General features: G+C 74.8%; 17 protein-coding genes and 2 pseudogenes. 8 read left to right on the top strand and 11 right to left on the bottom strand.

Annotation, left to right across the window (positions count from 1 at the left end):
- Positions 1–263 precede the first annotated feature (263 nt).
- On the bottom strand, positions 264–761 hold the full coding sequence (locus tag ACVMYR_RS04565; RefSeq protein WP_091276244.1) for an LppU/SCO3897 family protein: 498 nt from the start codon (positions 759–761) through the stop codon (positions 264–266).
- Positions 762–1,580: 819 nt separating this feature from the next.
- On the opposite strand from ACVMYR_RS04565, the gene ACVMYR_RS04570 reads away from it, so the two are divergent.
- Together ACVMYR_RS04570 and ACVMYR_RS04575 are read left to right on the top strand one after the other, a co-directional pair.
- Complete coding sequence (locus tag ACVMYR_RS04570) at positions 1,581–2,555, top strand: EamA family transporter (protein WP_457121151.1); 975 nt, start codon at positions 1,581–1,583, stop codon at positions 2,553–2,555.
- A 10-nt stretch (positions 2,556–2,565) separates the two neighbouring features.
- Positions 2,566–3,285 (top strand): prepilin peptidase, encoded by a 720-nt coding sequence (locus ACVMYR_RS04575; protein ID WP_457121152.1) that lies wholly within the window; start codon positions 2,566–2,568, stop codon positions 3,283–3,285.
- A 75-nt stretch (positions 3,286–3,360) separates the two neighbouring features.
- On the opposite strand, the gene ACVMYR_RS04580 is transcribed toward ACVMYR_RS04575, so the two are convergent.
- The 6 genes and pseudogenes from ACVMYR_RS04580 to ACVMYR_RS04605 all read right to left on the bottom strand — a co-directional run bounded on the left by ACVMYR_RS04580 (position 3,361) and on the right by ACVMYR_RS04605 (position 10,230).
- The gene (locus tag ACVMYR_RS04580) at positions 3,361–6,549 is read right to left on the bottom strand and encodes a UvrD-helicase domain-containing protein (protein WP_457121153.1); all 3,189 of its coding nucleotides are present in this window, start codon (positions 6,547–6,549) and stop codon (positions 3,361–3,363) included.
- A 103-nt stretch (positions 6,550–6,652) separates the two neighbouring features.
- The gene (locus tag ACVMYR_RS04585; protein ID WP_077935320.1) at positions 6,653–7,897 is read right to left on the bottom strand and encodes a metallophosphoesterase; all 1,245 of its coding nucleotides are present in this window, start codon (positions 7,895–7,897) and stop codon (positions 6,653–6,655) included.
- A gap of 9 nt (positions 7,898–7,906) precedes the next feature.
- A complete protein-coding gene (locus ACVMYR_RS04590; RefSeq protein ID WP_077935319.1) occupies positions 7,907–8,170 on the bottom strand; it encodes a MoaD/ThiS family protein in 264 nt (87 codons plus the stop codon).
- A gap of 3 nt (positions 8,171–8,173) precedes the next feature.
- Positions 8,174–8,503: pseudogene (locus ACVMYR_RS04595) on the bottom strand (GTP 3',8-cyclase MoaA); the annotation flags it as partial.
- 144 nt (positions 8,504–8,647) lie between these two features.
- Positions 8,648–9,316: pseudogene (locus tag ACVMYR_RS04600) on the bottom strand (radical SAM protein); the annotation flags it as partial.
- On the bottom strand, positions 9,313–10,230 hold the full coding sequence (locus tag ACVMYR_RS04605; RefSeq protein WP_457121154.1) for a fructosamine kinase family protein: 918 nt from the start codon (positions 10,228–10,230) through the stop codon (positions 9,313–9,315). The gene ACVMYR_RS04605 and the pseudogene ACVMYR_RS04600, both read right to left, overlap by 4 nt.
- A 174-nt stretch (positions 10,231–10,404) precedes the next feature.
- Between ACVMYR_RS04605 and ACVMYR_RS04610 the strand changes: the two genes are divergently transcribed.
- The 3 genes from ACVMYR_RS04610 (at position 10,405) to ACVMYR_RS04620 (ending at position 14,289) form a co-directional block, all read left to right on the top strand.
- A complete protein-coding gene (locus ACVMYR_RS04610) occupies positions 10,405–11,445 on the top strand; it encodes a DUF4192 domain-containing protein (RefSeq protein ID WP_091275896.1) in 1,041 nt (346 codons plus the stop codon).
- A 653-nt stretch (positions 11,446–12,098) separates the two neighbouring features.
- Positions 12,099–12,617 (top strand): nucleoside deaminase, encoded by a 519-nt coding sequence (locus ACVMYR_RS04615; protein ID WP_431892938.1) that lies wholly within the window; start codon positions 12,099–12,101, stop codon positions 12,615–12,617.
- Between the two features lie 172 nt (positions 12,618–12,789).
- Complete coding sequence (locus tag ACVMYR_RS04620) at positions 12,790–14,289, top strand: cellulose binding domain-containing protein (RefSeq protein WP_457121155.1); 1,500 nt, start codon at positions 12,790–12,792, stop codon at positions 14,287–14,289.
- A 171-nt stretch (positions 14,290–14,460) separates the two neighbouring features.
- Here the strand turns inward: ACVMYR_RS04620 and ACVMYR_RS04625 are convergent, their stop codons facing one another.
- Entirely contained in the window at positions 14,461–15,822 is a 1,362-nt protein-coding gene (locus ACVMYR_RS04625) for a helix-turn-helix domain-containing protein (protein WP_457121156.1), read from the bottom strand.
- Positions 15,823–16,074: 252 nt separating this feature from the next.
- Here ACVMYR_RS04625 and ACVMYR_RS04630 point away from each other — a divergent pair, with 252 nt between their 5' ends.
- Together ACVMYR_RS04630 and ACVMYR_RS04635 are read left to right on the top strand one after the other, a co-directional pair.
- Positions 16,075–16,638, top strand: coding sequence for an NUDIX hydrolase (locus tag ACVMYR_RS04630; protein ID WP_077935313.1), 564 nt, complete (start codon positions 16,075–16,077; stop codon positions 16,636–16,638).
- Between the two features lie 17 nt (positions 16,639–16,655).
- Positions 16,656–17,837, top strand: a complete 1,182-nt coding sequence (locus ACVMYR_RS04635; protein WP_396789181.1) for an MFS transporter — start codon at positions 16,656–16,658, stop codon at positions 17,835–17,837.
- Between the two features lie 92 nt (positions 17,838–17,929).
- Here ACVMYR_RS04635 and fdhD read toward each other — a convergent pair whose 3' ends face one another.
- From fdhD to ACVMYR_RS04650, 3 genes are all read right to left on the bottom strand, one after another.
- Positions 17,930–18,811, bottom strand: coding sequence for a formate dehydrogenase accessory sulfurtransferase FdhD (fdhD, locus tag ACVMYR_RS04640; protein WP_431892949.1), 882 nt, complete (start codon positions 18,809–18,811; stop codon positions 17,930–17,932).
- Between the two features lie 166 nt (positions 18,812–18,977).
- On the bottom strand, positions 18,978–19,445 hold the full coding sequence (locus ACVMYR_RS04645) for a hypothetical protein (protein ID WP_457121157.1): 468 nt from the start codon (positions 19,443–19,445) through the stop codon (positions 18,978–18,980).
- 96 nt (positions 19,446–19,541) lie between these two features.
- Positions 19,542–20,126 (bottom strand): flavoprotein, encoded by a 585-nt coding sequence (locus ACVMYR_RS04650; RefSeq protein WP_228986405.1) that lies wholly within the window; start codon positions 20,124–20,126, stop codon positions 19,542–19,544.
- A 354-nt stretch (positions 20,127–20,480) separates the two neighbouring features.
- On the opposite strand from ACVMYR_RS04650, the gene ACVMYR_RS04655 reads away from it, so the two are divergent.
- Positions 20,481–21,671, top strand: coding sequence for a hypothetical protein (locus ACVMYR_RS04655; RefSeq protein ID WP_457121158.1), 1,191 nt, complete (start codon positions 20,481–20,483; stop codon positions 21,669–21,671).
- The last annotated feature ends 6 nt before the right edge of the window (positions 21,672–21,677 follow it).

The raw sequence follows: 21,677 nt of genomic DNA on the forward strand, positions 1-21,677 counted from the left end.
GGGAACGGGCCGGGCGGCGGATACCCCGGCTGCTCCGGCGGGTAGCCCGGCTGGCCCGGCGGGTACCCCGGCTGGTCACCGGCGGGTGCCGGCCCCCACTGCGGCGGGGCCGGGTCGGCCGGAGGGCCGGCGGGCGGCCTGGCGTACGGGTCGTCGGGTGCGCCGGAGCCGGGTGGTCCGAAGGATGACATCTCTCCCCCAGGGGTGTGGCGGACGGAGGGCGTGGCACCGGATGAGCGGCGTCAGCGCGGCTTCGGCGCGGATCAGCGGAGCTTCAGGCAGAGCACGAAGTCCAGGGTGTCCAGCTGGCTGTCGAAGAAGTACCAGTTGGTGTAGCCGGTCACCTTGGCGCACTTCGCCTCGGCGTCCTTCTCCCCGCTGGTCTGCCCGTCGAACCGGCGCAGCACCTCGTACGTCTTCGGGCCGCACGGGCTGATCAGCAGCTTGGGCTTGCCGCCAGCCGGCCCCTCGTTGCGGACGCACTGCCCCACCTTCACGAACCGGGGATCCGCCGACGACTCGGGTGCCGGGGCGGTGGGCGCGGTCGTCGGCGCCGCCGGGGTGTCCTCCGCCGTCGGAGCGGCGCTGGGCGCGGCGGGGCCCGCCGCGGGCGGCGGATCGTCGTCCTGCCGCAGCAGATACCACACGGCCGCGCCGCCGACGAGCGCGAGCACGACCAGGGTGGCCAGCACGGCGGTCAGCGGACCGCGTCCGCGCTTGCGGTCCGCCGGCGGCCCCGCCTCCCCGGGGTACGGCGGCAGGGGCCGCCCGGGATACGAGGGCGCACCCCCCGCGGCGTAGGGCGGCACCGGCTCCCCCGGGTACGGCGGCGCTCCGCCCGTCCTCGGGTACGGCGCGGGGGCCTGCCGGTCGTCGGCGTACCGGTCCCCGGGGTGCGCCGGGCCGACGCCGGCCGGCCGGTAGACGTCGGGGTGCCCCGGATCGTGGGGACCCGGCCCGCCCCACGGGCCGGGCTGCGGTTCCCGGGCACCGGCCGCGGACCGGCCGGGGTCACCCGGCCACGGTGCCCGGTCAGCCGGGTGGGGCCCGGGCTGCGGGGGACCGTACCGCCCGGCGGGACCCGGCTCGGGCGGCTGCCCGGCGTACGTCGGATACGGGCCCGGCTCGGGCCGATAGCCCGGATACGGGCCCGGCTCGGGCCGATGGCCGGATCGCGGGCCCGGCTCGGGCGGATAGCCGGGGTGCGGGCCCGGCTCGGGCCGATGGCCGCCCTGCGGGTAGGGGGCCGGCCCGGGACGGTAGCCGCCCTGCGCCGGGTACCCCGGCTCCGGCGTGCCCGGGCGGCGGGATGGATCCGCCGGATCCGGATCCCTCCAGGCGTCGTCCCCCCAGGCTTCGTCCGCCCACGGCTCGGCCGGCGTGCCGTACCCGTCGTCGGGCCGGCGCCCGGGCCACGCCCCGGCGGGACCCTCACCCGGTGGTCCGTAGTTCGACATGCACACCCTCCTACCCCGAGCGGTGAGGCCGGCCACCAACCAGGGACGCCGACGCCGTGGTCACCGTAGCGTGGCGAACCGATGACATCACCACCCCGGCGGGTTACGCCACCCCTACCGAACGTGCCGGAGCCGACCGGCGCAGCCGCCGCGCCGTCGGCCCGACCGGCGCTGATCTGGGCGGCGCTGGCCGTCGTCTACGTCCTCTGGGGCTCCACCTACCTGGCCATCCGGGTCGCGGTGGAGTCGCTGCCGGCCCTCGCGTCGGCCGGCCTCCGGTTCGGCGCGGTCGCCGCCGTGCTCGCCCTCGTTCTCCTGGTACGCCGTGGCGCCGGCGCCCTGCGCGTCGACCGGCGGCAGCTCGGCTCCGCCGCACTCGTCGGCGTGCTCCTGCTGGCTGGCGGCAACGGCCTCGTGGTGCTCGCCGAGTCGGGGCCGCCCGGGACGGCGGTGCCCTCCGGCATCGCGGCGCTGCTCGTCGCCACGGTTCCGCTGCTGGTCGTCCTGCTCCGCACGCTCGGCGGCGACCGGCCCCGGGTGTGGACCTTCGCCGGGGTGACGCTGGGCTTCCTCGGCCTGGTCCTGCTCGTGCTGCCGACCGGCGGGTCGGGCGCGGCACCGCTGGCCGGCGCGCTGACCGTGGTCGCGGCGGCCACCTGCTGGTCGGTCGGGTCCTACCTGGCCGGGCGGCTGCGGATGCCCACGGATCCGTTCGTCGCCACCGTCTACGAGATGGTCGCCGGTGCCGTGGCGCTGACCGTGCTCGCCGCCGCCCGGGGCGAACTGCGGGACCTCGACCTCGGGCAGGTCACCGGCCGGTCCTGGCTCGCCCTCGCGTACCTGATGGTCGCCGGCTCGCTGGTCGCCTTCACCGCGTACGTCTGGCTGCTGCACCACGCGCCGATCTCGCTGGTGTCCACCTACGCGTACGTGAACCCGGTCGTCGCGGTCGCGCTCGGCGCGCTGCTGGTCGCGGAGCCGATCACCGCCCAGGTGCTGCTCGGCGGCGCGGTGATCGTCGCCGGGGTCGCGCTGGTGGTCAGCATGGAACGCCCCGGACGGCGCACCGGGACGGCGACCCGACCCGCCCGGCGGTAGCGTCCGGCCGGTGCCCACCACCGGCGTGCTCGTTCTCGCCCTGACCAGCCGGCCGACCGTCGGAGTCCTCGCTCTCGCCCTGACCGGAGCGGTCACCGGGGCGTTCGTGCCGTGGCTGGCGGGGCGCTTCACCGGCGTACCCCGGCCTGTTCCGGACCGGCCCGCGCCCAGCCGGCTCGCCCGTGGTCGGCGCGGGGCGGCCCGGGGGAGGGCGGTGGCCTGGGCGGCGGTGGCCGCCGTGGTGTTCGGCGGGCTGGCCGTCACGCCCGGCGTCGGCCCGGCGCTGCCGGCGTTCCTCGCGGTGGCGGCGGTCGGTCTGGTGCTCGCGGCGGTCGACCTGGCCTGCCTGCGGCTGCCGGACCCGCTGGTCGGCCTGGCGGCGCTCGGCGCGGCGGCCGGGCTGGTCGCGGCGGCGGCGGTCGACGGCCGGCCCGGCCGGCTGCTCGCGCCGCTGGCCGGGGCGGGGCTGTCGTTCCTCGGGTACGCGCTGCTCGCCCTCCTGCCCGGCTCGCGGCTCGGCTTCGGCGACGTGAAGCTGGCCGCCGTGCTGGGGCTGCCGCTCGGCTGGCTGGGCTGGCCGGCGCTGCTGACCGGGCTGGTCCTGCCGCACGTGCTGCACGGGCTGGCCGTGCTCGGCCTGCTGGCCGCCCGCCGGGCCCACCGGGACACCCTGCTGCCGCTCGGGCCGGCCCTGCTCGCCGGCGCCTGGCTGGCGGCCCTCACCGCCTGAGCCGCCCCGCCCCGCCCCCGTGCCGTGAGAAGGGGACCCTTCTCTACCTCAGGCGTTAATAAGGGGCCCTTCCTTTCACAGCAGGCGGAGTTGGCGGTCCTTCGGGCGGCGGGGCTCCGCCTCGCCCAGGCGCTCGAACAGCCCCGGGTCGATCACGTCGAGGAACGGCGTCGGCCGGCAGTCCCGCTCCGCCCCGTGCCGCGTACGCCGGGCCGCGTGGCTGACGTAGAGCCGGTCCTGGGCGCGGGTGAGGCCGACGAAGAACAGTCGCCGTTCCTCGGCGATCGCGTCCTCGTCGGGCGTCGAGCCGGGCCAGCGCAGCGGGAGCAGCCCGTCCTCGCAGCCGACGAGGAACACGACGGGGAACTCCAGCCCCTTCGCGGCGTGCAGGGTGAGCAGGGTGACCGCCTCGGCGCGCGGGTCGAGGGCGTCGACCTCCGCGCCGGTGGCGAGCTGGGACAGGAACAGCTCCAGGTCGTCGCCGCAGCGGCGGGCCAGCGGGGTGAGCAGGTCGACGGCGGCGCGGACCTCCTCGGGGCGTACCACGCCGGAGCCGTCGAGGGTGGGCGCGGCGAACCGGTCGGCGACCGCCTGCGCGGCGAGCCGCACCCGGGCGGGCAGGCCGCCGGAGCCGTCGGCGTGCCGCAGCTCCCGGGCGATGGCGGCCACCCCGGGCCGGTCGCGCAGCCGGTCGTGTGAGCGCTTCTGCACGGGCACGTTGGCGCGGGCCAGGGCGTCCACGATGGGGGCGGCCTGCGCGTCGGTGCGGTACAGCACGGCGATGTCGGAGAAGGACAGCGAGGTGGACCGGCCGTCGATGCGCCCCGAGTCCAGCGACCGGTGGGACAGGCCGCCGACGAGGTCGTCGACGGTGCGTACGACGAAGTCGGCCTCGTCGGCGACGGACGCGGCGGCGTACCGGCCGACCAGCGGGGCCTCGGGGTCGAGCCGGGCCGGGTCGAGCCGGCGGCCCCGGACCAGCGACGACGGCGCGATGGCCTGCACGGCGGCGGCGAGGATCGGCGCGGACGAGCGGTAGTTGCGGTTGAGCCGCACCAGCCGGGCGTCGGTGAAGTCCTGCGAGAAGCGCAGGAAGTAGCCGACGTCCGCGCCCCGGAACGAGTAGATCGCCTGGTCGGGGTCGCCGATCGCGCACAGGTTGCCGTCGGCGGGGCTGAGTAGCCGCAGCAGCTCGTACTGGACGGCGTCGACGTCCTGGTACTCGTCCACGAAGATCCACTGCCAGCGGTCCCGGTAGCGCTGCACCAGCTTCCGGTCCGCGCGCAGCAGCTCCACCGGCAGCGTGAGCAGGTCGTCGAGGTCGACCAGGTCCCGCTTGCGCAGCAGCGCGGTGTAGGCCGCCTGGTCCTCCCCCGCCTCCGTCTTGGCCGCCGTCCGCTCGGCGTCGTCGGCGATGCGGAAGTCGGCCGGCAGCCCGGCGATGCCCGCGTTCTCCCGCAGGATGGTGAGGCCCAGCGAGTGGAACGTGCCGACGGTGATGTCCTCGGCGACGGGCCCGAGCAGCCCGTCGAGGCGGTGCCGCAGCTCCTCGGCGGCCCGCCGGGTGAAGGTGATCGCGAGGCAGCGCTCCGGGAACACGTTGAGCTCGGCGCACAGGTAGGCGATCCGGTGGGTCAGCGTGCGGGTCTTGCCGGTGCCCGGGCCGGCGACGATCAGCAGCGGGCCGCCCGGCGCGGACGCGGCAACCCGCTGCATCGCGTCCAGCCGGTCCAGCAGCCCGGTGCCGACCTCCTCCATCCCGGCGAGCATCGGCTCGAACGGCTCGTGCGGGGAGGGCTGCGGCGGGATCGGCGGCGGCGGGGCCGGTGGGGCGGGCTTCCGCTTCGGCTCGGCCTTCGCGGCGGTCGGGCGCTTCGCCTTCGCCGCCGGCTCCGCGGCCGGTCGCTGCGCCGGCACGGGTACGTCGAACAGCGTCTCCGCCTGCGCCCCCGTCCCCTTCGCGCCCAGCTCCGCCGGGTCGAAGAGGGTGATCACCCCGTATTCGCCGTCGTAGCCGGGCACCCGGCGCACGTCGCCCCGGCGCAGCCGGCCGATGCCCTCGGCGAGCAGTTCCCCGCCGACCCGGCCGATCTCGTCGAGCGGGGCGCGGGTCAGGATCTCCAGCTCCGGGCCGAGCGCGGCGACGAGGTCGTTGAGCTTCCCCTCGACCTTCTTGGACTTCGGGCCCACGTGGTTCAGCTCGCCGAGGATCTCCGCCAGCGGCACCAGGTGGGTGACGTCCCGGGCGTGGGCCGGCCGGTGCCCCTCGGGCCGGTCGGCCAGCTCCTCGACGCGGCTGAGCACCCCGACGGTGAGCGGCTTGCCGCACTCGGGGCAGCGACCGCCGGCCGCCCGGGTCCGCTCCGGCGACCAGTTGACGCCGCAGAGCCGGTGCCCGTCGGCGTGGTACTTGCCCTCCTCGGGGAAGAACTCGATGGTGCCGGCGAGCCCGTCGCCGGTGCGCAGCGCCTCGCGGATCGCGAAGTAGTCGCGGCCCGTGGCGAAGACCGTCGCCTCGCGGGCCAGGGCGGGCGGCGAGTGGGCGTCCGAGTTGGACACGAGCTGGTAGCGGTCGAGACTGCCGACCCGCCAGTTCATCTCCGGGTCCGACGACAGCCCGGTCTCCACCGCGAAGATGTGCCCGGCCAGGTCGGCGTAGCAGTCGGCGATCGCGTCGAAGCCGGACTTCGAGCCCAGCGCCGAGAACCACGGCGTCCAGATGTGCGCCGGCACGAGGTAGCCGTCCGGGCTGGCCTCCAGGGTGATCTCCAGCAGGTCCCGGCTGTCGAGGCCGAGGATGGGCCGCCCGTCGGAGGCGATGTTGCCGATCCGGCCGAGGGTGGTGTTGAACCGCTCCACCGCGTCGAGGTCGGGCAGGTAGACCAGGTGGTGCACCTTGCGGGTGCGGTCGTCCCGCTTGTAGATCGTGGAGATCTCCACGCTGAGCATGAACCGGACCGGGTCCGCCTCCGCCTCGCTGGCCAGCCGGGGCGGCAGCCGGCGGGCGACGTCCCGCTCCGTCTCGGGGGAGAGGCGGTACAGGCCCGGCTCGGCCGGGTGCAGCGTCTGGCGCAGGTGGTCGTACCAGGCGGGGTGGGTGAAGTCGCCGGTGCCGAGCACCCCGATGCCCTTGCGCCGGGCCCACCAGGCGAGGTTCGGCGTGGTCAGGTCGCGGCTGCACGCGCGCGAGTACTTCGAGTGGATGTGCAGGTCCGCGACGAACGGCGAGGGGCCGGCCGGGGGTACGGCGCTGAACGGGAGCACGCCGCATCCTGTCACGCCCGCCCCGACGCCCGCCCGCCGCCACGCGTACGCGTGACCTGAGCAATCCTTGTCTGGACACCGGGGCGAGGGCGCGCTAAGCCCTTCAGGGGGTGCGCAGCTCCACAAGGGTGATCTGCGGGTTCGCCCCCACCCGCACCGGCGGCCCCCAGAAGCCGGCGCCGTTGGTGACGTACACCTTCGTGCCGTCGACCTCGCCGAGGCCGGACACGACCGGCTGCTGGAGCCGGACGGCCAGGTTGAACGGCACCATCTGGCCGCCGTGGGTGTGCCCGGACAGCTGCAGGTCCACGCCGAACTTCGCGGCCTCGACGGCCGCCACCGGCTGGTGGGCCAGCAGCACCACCGGGCGGCTCGGGTCCCGGCCGCCGAGCGCGGCGGCGAAGTCGGCGGGGGCGGCCAGCCCGGTCCCGGCGGCGGTGACGTCGTTCACCCCGGCGAGGTCGAGCACCCCGGCCGGGGTGCGGATCTCCTGGCGGACGTTCTGGAGCACCCGCAGGCCGATCCGGTCCACCTCCCGCACCCACTCCTCCACGCCGGAGTAGTACTCGTGGTTGCCGGTGACGAAGAAGCTGCCGTAGCGGGAGCGCAGGTCGCCCAGTGGGGCCGCCGCCTCGCCCAGCTCGGCGACCGAACCGTCGACCAGGTCACCCACGACCGCGACGAGGTCGGCGTCCAACCGGTTGATCATCGCGACGATGCGCTCGGTGTGCGCCCGGCCGCGCAGCGGGCCGAGGTGGATGTCGGAGACGGTGGCGATCCGCAGCCCGTCCATGCCGCGCGGGAGCTTCGCCAGCGGGATCTGCACCCGGTCCAGTCGGGGCGGGCCGAGGGCGTTGCGCACCCCGTACCCGACGGTGCCCGCGGCCGTGAGGCCCGCGAAGATCGCCGCGCTGCGGGCCAGCAGCAGCCGGCGGGACGGGTCGTGGTCGGGCTGGTCGACGGCCTCGGCGGCCGGCGGCTCGGCGGCACCGGACGCCCCGACGAGCACCGGCTCGGGCGCGGCGGCGGCCGGCTCGGCAGCGACCGCCCGGCGGCGCAGCATCCGCCGGGCGACCAGCATCGGCACCTCCAGCACGGCCAGCGCGACCAGCAGGTAGAACATCAGGGCCAGCCACACGTACCCGGGCCAGGCCAGCCAGTACAGGCCGTTCTGGGTGCCGGCCATCGTGGCGGGCACGAGCAGCGTGAGCAGCGCCGCCGCGATCACGCCGGCCCGGCGCAGCCGCCGGGACGTGGTGGTGTCCGCGACCAGGCGCTTCCACAGGTAGAGGTGGATGAGGCCGATCACGACCAGCACGAAGCCCACCAGAGCCACAACCGCCAACACCGAGCCTCCTCAGCCGCCCGCGAACGGCGGCAGCACGTCGATCGTCGCCCCTGCCGGCAGCGGTGTCCGGCGATCGTGACAGGTCACGCCGTCGACCAGGAAACTCGCCACCCTCAGCACGGCGGCGAGGCGCTCGCCGTGCCGTCGTGTCAGTTCGTCCGTGAGTTCGTCCAGGCTGCGGCCGGCGGATGCGGTCTCCTCGGCCGTGCCGGCGGCGGCCCGCGCACCGGCGAAGTAACGGATGGTGAGCTGGTCGGGCACGTCGTGGCGCACCGGTCACCCGCCGATCGCGGACATCGGCCGGGCCGGCTGGAGGAACGTCGGGTCGTCGATGCCGTGCCCGGCCCGCTTGCCCCACATCGCCGCCCGCCACCGCCGGGCCAGCTCGTCGTCGTCCGCCCCGGCCCGCAGCGCGCCGCGCAGGTCGGACTCCTCGGTGGCGAAGAGGCACGCCCGGACCTGCCCGTCGGCGGTGAGCCGGGTGCGGTCGCAGTCGCCGCAGAACGGCCGGGTGACGCTGCCGATCACCCCGACCCGGGCGGGACCGCCGTCGACCAGCCAGGTCTCGGCGGGGGCCGCGCCCCGCTCGGCCGGGTCGGGGGTCAGGTCGAAGCCGGTACGGGGCAGGCTAGCCCCGGTGTGCGGGTCGGCTGCCGTGGGCGGGCCGACTTCGGGGCGGAGGCCGGCCTCGGTGTCCGGGCCGGCTTCGGGGCGGAGGCCGGCCCCGGTGTCCGGGCCGGCTCCGGCGCGGAGGGTGGCGAGGATCTCGTCGGCGGTGACCATCGCGGCCCGGTCCCAGCCGTGCTGGGCGTCCAACGGCATCTGCTCGATGAACCGCAGCTCGTAGCCGTGGGCCAGGGCGAAGCGGAGCAGCGCGGGGGCCTCGTCGTCGTTGACGCCCCGCATCAGCACACTGTTGATCTTGACCGGGGTGAGCCCGGCGGCGGCGGCCCCGGCCAGCCCGGCGAGGACGTCCGCGAGCCGGTCGCGCCGGGTCAGCCGGGCGAACCGAGCGGCGTCGAGGGTGTCCAGCGACACGTTCACCCGGTCCAGGCCGGCGGCCCGCAGCGCCGGGGCCAGCCGGTCGAGACCGAGCCCGTTCGTGGTCAGCGAGATCCGGGGCCGGGGCTCCAGCGCGGCCACCGCCGCGACGATGCCGACCACCCCGGGACGGATCAGCGGCTCCCCGCCGGTGAACCGCACCTCGGTCACCCCGAGCCGCTCCACCGCCACCCGCACCAGCCGGACGATCTCGTCGTCGCTCAGCAGCTGCGGCCCCGCCAGCCAGGGCAGCCCCTCGGCCGGCATGCAGTAGGTGCAGCGCAGGTTGCACTTGTCGGTCAGCGAGACGCGCAGGTCCCGGGCGACGCGGCCGTACCGGTCGACGAGGACGCCGTCGGTCCCTCGCGCGGCGGTCACCGTTCGACGGTAGCGCGCCCCGCCCCACGCAGGGTGTCCCGGGCGGCGGCACCGACCGCATCGCGGTACGCCGCGCCGAACAGGGCGGTGTGCACCAGCAGCAGGTGCAACTGGTGCAGCGGCACCCGCTCGCGCCACCCGTCGGCCAGCGGCCACGCCTCCCGGTAGGCCGCCATGATCCGCTCGCGGTGCGGCGGGCCGCCGAAGAGCGCCAACTGGGCCAGGTCGGTCTCCCGGTGGCCGCCGTGCGCGGCCGGGTCGACCAGCCACGCCCGCCCGTCGGCCCCCCAGAGCACGTTGCCCGGCCACAGGTCGCCGTGCACCCGGGCCGGCGGCTCGTCGCCGCCCAACTCGCCGACCCGCTCGACGACCTGCTCGACCAGGGCGGTCTCGGCGGCGGTGAGCGCGCCGGAGTCGACCGACATCCGCAGGTACGGCAGCAGCCGCCGACGGGCGAACCACGCCGGCCAGGGGCCGTCGTCGGGCGTGTTGTCCTGGGGGAGCGCGCCGACGAAGCCGGCCCACTCCGCGCCGAACGCGGGGGCCCCGGCGCGGTGCAGCGCGGCCAACTCCCGGCCGAACCGCTCGGCCGCCTCCGGCGTCGGCCCGCCGGGCTCCACCCAGTCGAGCGCCAGCAGCTCCGGCAGCGCCACCACCACCTCCGGTACGGCCACCGCGCCGGCCTCCCGCAGCCAGCGCAGCCCCGCCGCCTCGGCCGCGAAGAAGCCCTCCGGCACCGGCCGCCCCGCCCGCTCCGCGGGCCACGTCTTCGCGAAGACCGAGTGCCCGTCGTCCAGGGTCAACCGGGACGCCGCGCAGACGTCCCCGCCGGCCACCGGGGTCTCCCGGATCCGCTGGTGGGTGAGGAACGTCGGGAGGTGCTCCGGATGCGCCCGCAGGTACGCCAGGTCCATGTGCGCAAGGTAGCCGCTGCCCCGCCCTGCCGTGCGGCCTGCCTCTCCTCCGCGCCGTCGAGACACCGCTGGCACACCGCGCTGAACTGCTCGAATACTGTGAGTAGTGTGGACAACTCGGCGTGTCATCCACAGGCCCCCCGGAGGGCATCCCGCCCGGCCCACGCTGCCTGCATGACCCGCACCGATCCCGCCCGGCTCACCGTCCGCTCCCCCGCCGACCTCATCGCCGCCGTGCCCTACCTGCTCGGCTTCCACCCCGCCGACAGCGTGGTGGTGGTCGCCCTGCAGGGCCGGCGGATCGTCTTCGCCGCCCGGGCCGACCTGCCCGGCCCCGGCGATGACCCGCTGGACCCGGCCGTCCACCTGGCCGGCGTGATCGCCCGGCAGGGGGCCGAGTCCGCCACCGTGCTCGGCTACGGCGACGCCTCAGGGGTCACCCCCGCCGTCGACGCCGTACGCGACTCGCTGACCGCGGCAGGGCTGGCCGTGCTCGACGCGCTGCGGGTCACCGGCGGCCGCTACTGGTCGTACCTGTGCGACGATCCGGCCTGCTGCCCGCCCGACGGCACCCCGTACGACACCGGCACCAGCGAGGTCAGCGCGGCGGCCGTCTTCGCCGGCCAGGTGGCGCTGCCCGACCGGGCGGCCCTGACCGCGCAGGTGGCCCCCTTCGGCGGCCCGGCACGGGTGGCGATGCGCCACGCGGTCGACCGCGCCGAACGCAAGCTGGACGCCCTGATCACCGCAGCCGGCGAGGCCGACCTGCTCGGCGGCCGGGCACTGCGCCGGGCCGGCGTCGACGCCGTTCGTGGTGCCCTGCGGGGGAGCCGCCGGGGAGAGCGGCTCACCGACGACGAGGTGGCCTGGCTGACCCTGCTGCTGACCCACCTGCCCGTTCGGGACCACGCCTGGGAACGCACCGACGGGCGGGACCGGGACATCGCCCTCTGGACGGACGTCCTGCGCCGCGCCGAGCGGGACCTGATCGCCGCCCCGGGCTCCCTGCTCGCCTTCGCCTGCTGGCGGGCGGGGCAGGGGGCACTGGCGGCGGTGGCGTTGGAACGGGTGCTGGAGGCGCATCCGAACTACTCGCTCGGCCTGCTCCTCGACGACCTGCTGCGTCGCGGGGTGCCGCCGTCGCAGCTCGACGGCTGGCCGGCGAACCGTCCCCCGGGGGTGCTCCGTCGCCGTCGACGTCGCCGTGATCCCTGATTCGTCAGGCGGATGCTGGTCGGTTCGCTCGTCGTGTCGTCTGGCCTGCTCCGTGTGCTTGTCGCTTGGTGTGGGTGGGGGTTCGCCGGGGCCCGCCCGCTCCGGCTCGCTTCTCAAGCGGTAGATCTTGGTGGGAAACGGCCCCTCTGGGGGCCGAAATGCACCAAGATCTATGCGTGGCTCGGATTCATCGTCTGTCTCAGAGGGGGGCGGTGGCTGTTGCTGCGCGTTTGTCTGTCGCGGAGTGGTGTCGTGTTCTCAGGCTTTGTGGCACACCCGCATCGATTCGGTTCCGTCGTATGCTGTGCGCGGCCCGAAGCGGCCGAGAATGGTGTGAGGCAGCAGTCGATCTTGCGCAGGCAAGTGAAGGAAGACTGCACGCTTGATCTTCAGTGCTCCAGGCCAAGAAGTCTGCTCCTCGCGTAGGCGGGGGTGGTCCCACCGTGGTGGAGCTGACCCCCTCAGCGCCTTCCTGCTCCCCGCACACGCGGGGGTGGTCCGGGCGTCGCAGGGGGTTGGTGTGTGTGCTCTTTGCCCCTGCTTTGCGCCCCTGCTCCTGTCGGTATCCCACGCATGGCGTTGGTGCAGGTCGGTGTGGACGGCCTGTTGGCTTGTATCCGGTGTAGAGGGTCGTCGATCGATAGGGTTCGAGGATGACTCCGGACGAGTTGGTAGGGGCCGCGCTGGAGGTCGCCGAGGAGGGGCTGGCTGCCGGCGAGCAGCCCATCGGGGCGGTGGTGCTGCTGGGCGACGAGATCATCGGTCGGGCGTACACGCAGGAGCGGACGAGCGGGCGGCGACTCGTGCACGCCGATCTGCTCGCCATGATGCAGGCCGACGAGGCATTGGGCTGGCGTCGCCGTCCGTACCCGGTGCGACTCGCGGTGAGCCTGGAGCCCTGCGTGATGTGCCTGGGTGCGGCCATGGCGATGAGGGTGGACGAGTGTTACTTCGCGTTGGAGTCGCCGAGTGACGGCGGGGCCGCGCTGGCGGCTGCCTGGCGGCCGAGCCCCGACCTGCCCTGGTTCGCCCCACCGAAGTTGTTCGGCGGCATCCGCCGCGAGGAGAGTCGCAGTCTCTTCCGCCGCTACTGCGAGACCGCCCCGGAATCCGGCGCGCGCCGTTGGGCCCAGTCCCTCCTGGCCGTGTCGTCGCCCTCGGTGGGTCCTTGATCGTCTGCTGCAGGGTGAGACGACACGCCGGCGGGAGTGTCTGAAAACGACAGACGATCATGAAAGTGCTCGTCGGGTGAGCCGTGGAGGCGGCCGGCAGGACGGGCGGCAGGAGCCTCCTGCCGCCCGTCCTGCCTGGTTCGGGCGTACCGTCGTGGGTTGACTCTCAGTCATGAAACGAACCTGGAAGGTGACCTCTCGCCTCCTCGCCGCAGGGGTCCTCGCCGGTGCCACCGCGTTGGCCGGCCCGGCGGCGGCCCCCGCCCCCGCGCAGGCCGCCCCCGCCCCGGGGGCGGGCGGCACGACGATCCTCGACCTGATCCCGGGCGGCACCCGGGACCGGATGATCGCGCAGGTGCCGCTGGTCGACGCGGCGACCGGGCTGCGGGCCGCCGTCGAGCGCGCCCCCTCGCGCGGGTACGCCGGGATCGGGCTGGTCGGCGACCACGTCACGCTCTGGTGGAAGGGCAACCTCCCGGCCGACGTCGCCTCGGCCGTCGCCGTCGCCCGCCGGATCGCGCCGGTCGAGGTCGCCAAGGCGGCGTACGCCAAGACCGAGCTGGCCGCCGCAGCCGCGCGGATCGCGCCCGTGGTGGACGGCGACGCGCGCGACTCGGCGCACGACGTGCGGTTGCGTACCGACGGTTCGGGCATCGAGATCGCCGTCGATGACGCCGACGCGGCGCTGCCGAAGCTGCCGGCGACCGGGGTGCGCACCACGATCGTCGAGCGGGACCCGCTGGTTCCCCGCTCGCGTGAGGACGACTCCGCGCCCTGGAACGGCGGGGCCCGGATCTGGAACGACTCCGGTGCCGGCTGCACCGTCGGCTTCGGCGTGCGCGAGGTGGCGACCGGCACCAACCACCTGCTCAGCGCCGGGCACTGCGGCTCGGTGGGGTCGCAGTGGAGCGACGGTCAGGGCGAGCCGATCGGCGTGCAGACCCACAAGAACACCGACCACGACACGATGCTCATCAGCACCCCGTCGGCCGGCGGCTGGCTCTACGTCGGCGGCTCGAACGACGAGGTGAAGGCCCGGGTGGTCGGCTGGACCGAGGTGTTCCCCGGCCAGATCCTGTGCCAGTCCGGGGCGACCTCGGCCTGGGAGATCGGCGTCCCGGTCTGCAACCTTGAGGTGCAGTTCCACTACGACGACCGGGAGGACCTGGTCGAGGCCACCCAGCTCGACGGCGACGAGTCGGCCCGCAGCGGTGACAGCGGCGGCCCGGTGTACGCCGTCAACGCCAACGGCACCGTCCTGGCCGCCGGCACCACGACCCGCTCGGCGGGGCCCGGGTTCGGGTTCCAGGACTTCGCTACCGCCCGGGACGACTTCGGCGACATCGTGCCGGTCACCGGGACGGCCGCCACCTGCCGGGTGTCCTTCGCCGTCGTCAACTCCTGGGGCACCGGCTACGAGGCGGCCGTCACCGTCTACAACGACGGCCCGCAGGTCACCGGCTGGAACGTGGGTTGGACGTTCGGCGGGAGCCAGGTCGTGCAGGGGCACTGGAACGGCGTCTTCCAGCAGACCGGCGCGACCGTCACGGTCAGCAACGAGAACCACAACGCGACGATCGCGTCCGGTGGCTCGGTGAGCTTCGGCTTCACGGCCGACGGGGCCCCCACCAACCCGGCCCCGTTCGCCCTGAACGGCGCCACCTGCTCCTGACCTCAGCTTCCCACCACGGGTGGGTCCCATCGGGCGGGCACCCGGTGGGACCCACCGCTCTGCCGTCCACGCCGAGCATGCGGTGCTGCGCCCGCGCCCGCCTGCGTCGCGCCCGCCCGGGTGTGAGAAGGGGACCCTTCTCTACCTCAGGCGTTAACAGGGGGCCCTTCCTTACTCCTCCAGCGCGAGGCGTTCGCGGGCGTAGATGCGGGTCAGGCCGTGGAAGGTGTACCGGTCGCCCCGGGGCAGCAGCAGGCCGGCGTCGACCAGTTCCTCGGCGGCGGCCGCCGCGCTCTCGACGTCGACGTGCGTGACGGCGGCGAGTAGGCCGGCGTCGAACTCCGCCCCCGGCACGAGGGACGCCCGCCGGAAGACCCCGGCGATCGTCGCGCCGAGCCGGCGGTACGACACGTCGAACGTCGCCCGGACGTCGAGGTCCCCGGCGGTCAGCGCGGTCAACCGGCGGCGTGGGTCGGCGAGTTGGGCGACGAGTTGGCCGACGGGCCAGCCCGGTCGGCTGGCCAACCGGTTTCCGGCGACCCGGATCGCCAGCGGCAGCCGGCCGCAGAGTTCCACCAGTTCGGCCGTGCCCGTCGGGTCGGCGGCCAGCCGGTCCTCGCCGGTGATCGAGGCGAGCAGCCGCCAGGCGGCATCCGGGGCGAGCAGCCCGACGGGGACGCGGACGGCGCCGGTGAGCCCGGTCAGTGGTCGCCGGCTGGTGACCAGGGTCAGGCAGTGCCGCCCGGCCGGCAGGAGCGGGCGTACCTGGGCCTCGTCAGCGGCGTCGTCCACCACGATCAGCAGCCGCCGGTCCCGGGTGAGGGTGCGGAACAGCCGGCCGCGCTGCTCCGGCTGACCCGGGATCGCCTCCTCGGGCACTCCGAGCGAGCGCAGCAGCCCAGCCAGCGCCTCGGCCGGATCGACGATGCCGGCGAACGCACCGCCGGTCCGCCCCGTGTCGACCCGCCGGGTGTCGACCCGCGCGCCGTCGACCCGCGCGCCGTCGGCCCGCACGGTGTCGGTGAGCGCGGTGCCGTGCAGGTCGAGGAAGAGTTGGCCGTCCGTGAACGCGGTGCCGAGGCGGTGGCCGGCGGCGACGGCGAGGCTGCTCTTGCCGGTGCCGGGCGGGCCGTGCAGCACGACGACGGAGGCGGTCGTGGCGCTGCCGTCGGTGACTCCGGTGGTGAGCCGGGCCAGCACGGTGAGTTCGGCCTCCCGGCCGACGAGGTTCGGCACGGCGGCGGGTAGCTCCGAGGGGAGCACCGGGGCCGCGGCGACGACCCCTGGGTCGGGCTGCGGGCGGTGCCCGGCGCGGGCCAGCCCGACGAAGCGGTCGCGGTCCGCGCCCGCCAGGCCGAGCGCGTCGGCGAGCAGTGCGACCGTACGACGTTGGGGTGTGCGGACCCGGCCGCGTTCCATCTCCCGGATGGTGCGGACGCTGGAGCCGGACGCCTCGGCCAGCTCCTCCTGGGTGAGGCCGCGGGTGTCCCGCAGCGCCCGGAGCCACTGCCCGAAACCAGCTCGATGCTGCATGCCGACGCGCATGTCCCCCCACAACCGCTGACACGTCTGCGCTCACTGAGCGTGTGTCGATCGTGGCACGGCGCGATGGGGCGACGATATCCACAGTGGCGTGAGCATCGCCATAACAACTGGTGAGTAACCGGCCGCCACCGCCGGCCGCCGCCATCGCCGGTCGTCGCCGCGTGCGGATAGGTCCACCTGCGACGGACTCCGGCTCGATACGATGACCCGTTCCGGATCCCGGCACCGCAGGAGCCGCACATGCACCACACCGCACCGGCGCCGATCGCGGCACTGCTCGCCGGCTACCGGCCGCGCACCGCCGCCGAGAGCGCCGACGTGCGCCGGGTCCTGGACCTCGTGGCGGCTGGTGACCCCTGGTCCCGTGAGCTGCCGCTGCACGTCACCGCGTCGGCGTTGGTCGTCCATCCGCCGACCCGGCGCGTGCTGCTGCGGTGGCACGTCCGGATGCGGTCCTGGTTGCAGATCGGCGGCCACGGGGACCCCGGCGAGCGTGACCCGCTCGACGTCGTGCTGCGCGAGGGGGCGGAGGAGACCAGCCTCGACGACCTGGTGTGCTGGCCGGACGGCGCGGTCCGGCAGGTGGTGGTCCTGCCCGTGCCGGCCAGCGCCACCGAGCCCGCCCACGAGCACGCCGACCTGCGGTTCGTGCTGGCCACCGGGCAACCCGAGCGGGCCCGGCCCGAGCAGCCGGCCGCCGCGCTGCGCTGGCTGAGTCTGCCCGAGGCACATGCCCTCACCGCCGAGCCGAACCTGCGCGAGCTGTTCGCCCGCGTCGAGGAGTTGCTCGACCAGCACGGTTGACCCTGCGAAGGAACCCCTTGAGCTATCTCGACCTGCTCCGCCGCTCGTCCGTCGCCCGGTTGCTGCTGGCCGCCGTCGTCGGACGCCTTCCCACCTCGATGGTCGCGCTGGCGTTGACCCTGACGCTGCGGGAACACGGCATCGACTTCCGGTTCATCGGGGCGGCCCTGGCGGCACTCACCGTGTCCCAGGCGGTCGGCGGCCCGGTGTTGAGCCGGCTCGTCGACCGGCGGGGCCAGACCTCCGTGCTGGTGCTCGCCGCGGTGGCGTCGTCGGCCGCCGTGGTGGCGGTGGCGCTGCAACCCGACAACCGGGCCGTGGTGCTGGCCGGCATGGCGGTGACCGGCTTCGCCACGCCGCCGTTGGAGCCCTGCCTGCGTGCGCTGTGGCCCGGGCTGGTCGGGCCGGAGAACCTGCAACGGGCGTACTCGCTGGACTCGGTCGGCCAGGAGATCATCTTCGTGGCCGGCCCGGTGCTGGTTGCCGCGACCGTGGCGGTGTGGTCGCCTGCCGTGGCGCTGGTGCTGACGGCTGCGCTGTGCCTGGCGGGCACCGCGCTGTTCGCGTCGTCGGGGCCGTCGCGGTTCTGGCGGGGCGCCCCCGGCAACGCCGGGCTGCTCGGCCCGCTGCGCAGCCCGCTGCTCGTGCTGCTGCTGGTCGGCGTGGGAGCCACGGTGGTGCCGATCGGCGCTCTCAGCATCATCATGGTCTCGTACGCGGAGCAGCGCACCGTGTGGGGCGGTGCGAGCATGCTGCTGGGTGTTTCCGCTGTCGGAGCGCTGGCCGGCGCGCTCGTCACGGGTCGCGTCCGATGGAAGAGCACCGCCACGAGCCGGGTCATCGTGTTGAGCGCCTGTCTCGGCGGGGCCTACCTGCTGGTCGCGTCGCTGGCGCCGGTGTGGGCGATGGTGGTGATCGTGTTCGTCGCCGGGTTCTTCCTGCCGCCGTTGCTGGTCATCGCGTTCTCGCTGATCGACGAGCTGGCGCCGCCCGGGACGATCGTCGAGGCGTTCGCGTGGCTGGTGACGCTGTTCGCGATCGGGTCCGGGTGCGGCGCGGCCATCGCCGGCGCGGTGCAGGACCAGTCGGGTACGCGGGCGGCTGCCGTGGCGGTCGGCGGCCTGGCCTTCGTCGGCACCGCCGTGCTCGCGCTGTTCCGCCGCGCCCACCTGGCCCGCGCCCGGGTGGCGGCGACCTGATCGATCCACGGGGTGCGGAAGAGCCGGCGCGCGGCAAGAGCACCGCCGCGCTCGGTGTGGCGACGCACGAGGTCGCCAGGGCCTGCCCTTTGTCAGCCCCCGCTGACGCTGGTCTGGTCCACCGGCCCGATCCGGTGGGCGCCCGTGTAGACGTTCATGGTCCGGCCGCGCAGGAAGCCGACCAGGGTCATGCCCGCCTCCTCGGCCAGGTCACCGGCCAGGGTGCTGGGGGCCGAGACCGCCGCGAGCAGCGGCAGCCCGGCCATCCACGCCTTCTGGGTCAGCTCGAAGCTCGCCCGGCCGGAGACCAGCAGCAGGTGCCCGGCCAACGGCAGACGGCCCTGCCGGACGGCCCATCCGACGACCTTGTCGACGGCGTTGTGCCGGCCGACGTCCTCGCGTAGCACCACCAGCTCCCCGTCGCCGGTGAACAGCCCGGCCGCGTGCAGCCCGCCGGTGCGGTCGAAGTGGCGCTGGGCGGCACGCAGCCGGTCCGGCAGCTCGGCCAGCAGGGCGGCCGGCACGGTGAGCGGGTCGTCCGCGACGGCGTACGGCGAGCGGGTCCGCACCGCGTCGATGCTGGCCTTGCCGCAGACCCCGCAGGAGCTGGTGGTGTAGAAGTTGCGGGTCGGGTCGGCGGCCGGCTCGGGCACGCCGGGGGCGAGCACCACGTCGACCACGTTGTAGGTGTTCGGCGTGTCCGGGCCGGCGCAGAGCTGCGCGGTGCGCACGTCCGCGTCGCCGCGGATGAGCCCCTCGGTGAGCAGAAACCCGATCGCCAGGTCCAGGTCGTCGCCGGGGGTGCGCATGGTCACCGCCAACGGCCGCCGCCGGCCCGGTCCGGCGGGCCCGACCCGGATCTCCAGCGGCTCCTCGACGGAGAGGCTGTCCGGTCGGCGGGTCGCGACGCGGGCCGGGTCGGCCGCGTCGAGGTCGATCCGCAGCACGTTCCGCCGGTCAGTCGCCCGTCCCATCCCGCCATCCTGCCTGACCGGCCGCCCCGGCGAGGTCGCGGACCCTGGCCGCCGCCTGTTGCGGCCGCGCCGGAGAGGAGGCCGGTGCCGACGAGGCGCAGACCGTGGCCGGCTGACCCACCGGCCGGCCACTGGCCAGCGCCCCGACGGGACTCAGGGTTCGGGTTCAGACGTTCGGTGACTGGCCGAGGTCCACACCGCTGACCGCGCCGATCGAGTTCACCGGACTGCTCTGGGTGAGGGTCCGCCCGAAGCACACCGACCACGAGTTCGCCCCGACCCCCGACGACGAGCAGACCCAGTCGCCCAGGTAGGCGCCCGAGGAGGTGTACAGGTCCATCGCTGCTGTCACGGAGTAGAGGCTCGATCGGTTGTTGCGCACGATGACCGCCGCCTGCACGGCTCCCCCGCCTGCCGACCTGATCGCGCAGACCTGGGCGAGCACGTTGGTGACCACCGTCTTGGTGCCGGCGCAGTGCCACGTGCTGGGGCTGGAGGTGATCGGGTTCGTGTTGCCGTAGGCCCGCCAGGAGCCTGACTCCGTGGCCGCGGCGGGGCCGGCGGTCGCCACGCTCAGCCCGACGACAGCGGTGGTTACGGCCGTCAATTGCGCGGCCATCCGTGCGATTCCCATGTCGATCCCCTTCTGGCTGCGAGACGAAAGGAACAGGTCGAAGCCTAGTGGGGAATTCCCGATTGTGGTTAGACGCACTTTTTACATTGACTTTACTTAATGACCTTGTTTGTCGGTCGGCTCCTCGGAGTCGCCGGCCAGGATGCTCTCCAGCCAGCTCACCACGAGTTCGGCCACGGCGTCCGGCGGGGGCATGGCGATGCCGAGGGCGTTCTCCCGTCGCCACAGCTCGAAGATCACCCGCTCCTGCGGTTCGACGACGGTGTGGCCCTCGTCGCGCAGCGCCTCCACGTGCCGCCGGGTGGTCTTCTTCGTCCACATCGACCTGTTCATGCTCGGGAAGAAGATCGCCGGGCGTTCGCTGGCCAGCAGGGCGGTCTGCGCGGGGGTGCCGGCCAGGCCGAGTGCCGCGGCGGCGATCGTGGCGGCGGTCGCCGGCAGGACCACGATGCCGAGCGAGCGCCGGGCGAACTCGGTCGGGTTCAGGGCCGGGTCGCCGCTGGCGTACACCTCGTCGGCGTACCAGGCGGCGACCTGGGGCTGCACGAACCGCTCGGCGCTGGCGGTGAGCAGCACCCGCAGCGGCAGGTCGATCTCCTGGCGCAGCCAGGACAGGTAGCCGGAGGCGGCCATGGCGGCGCTGGAGCCGCAGATGATCACCGAAAGCGCGTCGTCTCGCATCCGGACAGCGTCGCGGCGCGGCGACGCCGGGGACATGGGGGAACGGCCCCATCTTCGCCCCCGCCGCGGAGCGGGAGTTTGGGTGTCGCTCCCCATGCCGCCGGGCGCGCCCGGCTGGCAGGTTCGTCCTCAGCCGGCCGCCCCAACGACCAGCCGGCCGAGGAGGTGAACGGAAATGAAGAAGATCACGATCCGCAAGACGGGCTCCATCAAGCTCACCACGTCGGCGCCGCTGTACTGCACCGACTGCTGCTGACCGGTCCGGCCGTCCCGGCTCCCGAGCCGGGACGGCCGTCGCCGGGTCCACCCCTGGGAGGCCACCCCGAAAGGCCCGGTCCACGCGCTGGAGGAGCGATGTCAAGCACCCGCCTGGAGTTCCATCCGCTCACCTACGTGCCGGAGCGGGACGGGGTGACGGTCGGCCGGGTCGACGCCACGTCCTTCGCCCTGCTGCCCGAGGACGGCGTCGCGCTGCTGCGCCGGCTCGCCGACGGGATGCCGGTCGGTGAGGCGGAGCAGTGGTACCAGCGCACCTTCGGCGAGCCCGTCGACATGGCCGACTTCGTCGACACGCTGCGCGAACTCGGCTTCGTCCGCGCCGACGGGGAACCGCCGGCCACCGCGCCGAAGGTACGCTTCCGCCGGCTCGGCCGGGCCGCCTTCTCCCCGCCGGCCTGGGCGGCGTACGCGCTGATCGTGGTCGCCGCCGCCGTGGCCATGGTGTCCCGGCCGGAGCTGCGACCGCACGCCTCGAACGTGTTCTTCGTCCCGTCGCTGCTGGCCGTGCAGCTCGGACTGGCCCTGTGCCAGTCGCCGGCCATCCTGTGGCACGAGTGGTACCACCTGCTCGCCGCCCGCCGGCTCGGCCTGCCGACGAAGATGCGGGTCGGCCGCCGGCTCTACTACGCGGTGGTGGAGACCGAGCTGGACGCCCTGCTCACCGTGCCGGCCCGGCAGCGCTACCTGCCGATGCTGGCCGGGCTGCTGGCCGACGCGGTGCTCTTCGGCGCGCTGGTGCTCGTGGCCTGGGCCGGCCTGTCCGACGGCCTGTCCTGGCCGGGGCGGCTCGCGCTGGCGGTGGCGTACACCGTGCTCCTGCGGATGTCCTGGCAGTGCTACGTCTTCCTGCGCACCGACCTGTACTACGTGGCGACCACGGCGCTGGGCTGCACGAACCTGGACGAGGTGAGCCGCGCCTGGCTGCGCGACCGGCTCGCCTGGCTGCCCGGGGTGCGCCGGGCGGACCTGGCCGACGCCGACTGGTCCCCGCGCGACCGGCAGCTCGCCCCCTGGTTCGCGCTGATCACCTGCGGGGGAGTGGCGGCACTGCTGATCACCGTCACCCTGTGGACCGCGCCGCTGGTGCTGGAGTTCGCCTCCCGGGTCTTCACCGCCCTGGCGCACGGTTCGCCCACCGGCCCCGGCTTCTGGGACTCGGTCGGCTCGCTGCTGCTGGTCGCGTTCGAGATCGTGCTGCTGCCGCTGCTCGCCGGGCGTACCCGACGGCGGCCCGCCCCCGCCACGGAGCCGGCAGCGGCCGGCTGACGGCCC

The sequence above is a fragment of the Micromonospora sp. PTRAS2 genome, from assembly GCF_054052245.1.